At 31.3% G+C, this 1,359-nt stretch carries 2 protein-coding genes; both read left to right on the top strand.

All coding sequences use genetic code 11. From position 1 onward, the window contains the following. Position 1: 1 nt before the first annotated feature. Positions 2-877 carry a methylenetetrahydrofolate reductase [NAD(P)H] gene (gene metF, locus Q0370_RS11140; protein WP_299575720.1) on the top strand — a complete coding sequence of 292 codons (876 nt, stop codon included), beginning with the start codon at positions 2-4 and terminating at the stop codon, positions 875-877. A gap of 34 nt (positions 878-911) precedes the next feature. Beyond that, positions 912-1,359 (top strand): bifunctional hydroxymethylpyrimidine kinase/phosphomethylpyrimidine kinase (locus Q0370_RS11135; protein WP_299575718.1); only part of this gene is annotated, 448 nt, incomplete at its 3' end.

The raw sequence follows: 1,359 nt of genomic DNA, 5'->3' as shown, positions 1-1,359 counted from the left end.
GATGAAAATAAAAGATATGTTTGAACAGAAGGAACATCTTGTTTCTTTTGAGATTTTTCCACCAAACAAAAATTTTTCACATGAGAAATTAAAAGAGGTGACGGCTGAACTGGTTGAATGCAAGCCTGATTTTATTAGCGTTACATACGGTGCAGGAGGGCAGACTAAAGGTGGGACTATTGAAATGGCTTCTCACATTAAAAATAATTTGAAAACAGAAGTTTTAGCTCATTTGACTTGTGTTGGAAGTAAGAAAAATGAAATTCACGATTATTTGCAGGAAGCAAAAAGTAAGAATGTAAAAAATATTTTGGCACTTCGTGGAGATGTTCCGCAAGGAGAAACAGAAGATATTTATAACAAAGGCGATTATAAGTATGCTTCTGAACTTATTAGTGACTTAAGAAAAAATAGTGAATTTGATGATTTTTCAATTGGTGGTGCATTTTATCCAGAAACTCACTATGAAAATAATGATTTGGTTGACCTGTTTCATTTGAAGAATAAAGTTGAAGCTGGGACAGATTTTTTAACTTCTCAAATGTTCTTTGATAATGATATTTTTATAAAATTTAAGGAAAAAGCAGAAAAACTAGATATAAAAGTACCTTTAGTTGCTGGAATTATGCCAGTTACAAATGCAAAACAAATAAAAAGAATTATAGAACTTTCAAAATGTTCTGTTCCTCAGAAATTAGATAAATTATTGGAAAAATATGGAGATAATCCAGAATCTGTGAAAAAAGCTGGAATAATGTATGCAAGTGAACAAATTATAGAATTATTAGCTTATGGAATTAAAGGAATTCATATTTATACAATGAATAAACCTGAAATAGCAAAAGAAATTATGAAAAATATTGAATTTGCAAGATAATTTAATAAAAAAATATAAAATAGGAGGTAGCAAAATGTCTATAAAAAAAGTATTGACAATTGCAGGATCTGATACAAGCGGAGGAGCTGGCATACAGGCGGATCTGAAAACGTTTCAGGAAAGAGGAGTGTATGGAATGAACGCTCTGACAGTTATTGTTACAATGGATCCTAGAAATAGCTGGGCTCACAAAGTTTTTCCAATTGAACTGAATGTTATAAAAGAGCAGATTGATACTGTTGTAAATGGAATTGGAGTGGATGCATTAAAAACTGGCATGCTTCCTACAGTTGAAATTATTGAATATGTAGGTTCTATTTTAAAAAATTGTAAAAATCCAGTTGTTATAGATCCCGTTATGGTGTGTAAAGTGAGCAGCGGTTCTACTGAAAATCTTTTCCCAGAAAATGTAATTGCCATGAAAAATCATTTATTGCCTTACGCAACTGTTGTTACTCCAAACTTATTTGAAGCCGCACAGT

Source organism: uncultured Leptotrichia sp., assembly GCF_938036635.1.
Lineage (GTDB): Bacteria > Fusobacteriota > Fusobacteriia > Fusobacteriales > Leptotrichiaceae > Leptotrichia > Leptotrichia hongkongensis.
This window is presented reverse-complemented; position numbering and strand designations above follow the sequence as displayed.

Bases quoted from the DNA above. Each gene is read 5' to 3' on its own strand.
- metF (WP_299575720.1), top strand. From the start codon at position 2: ATGAAAATAAAAGATATGTTTGAACAGAAGGAACATCTTGTTTCTTTT.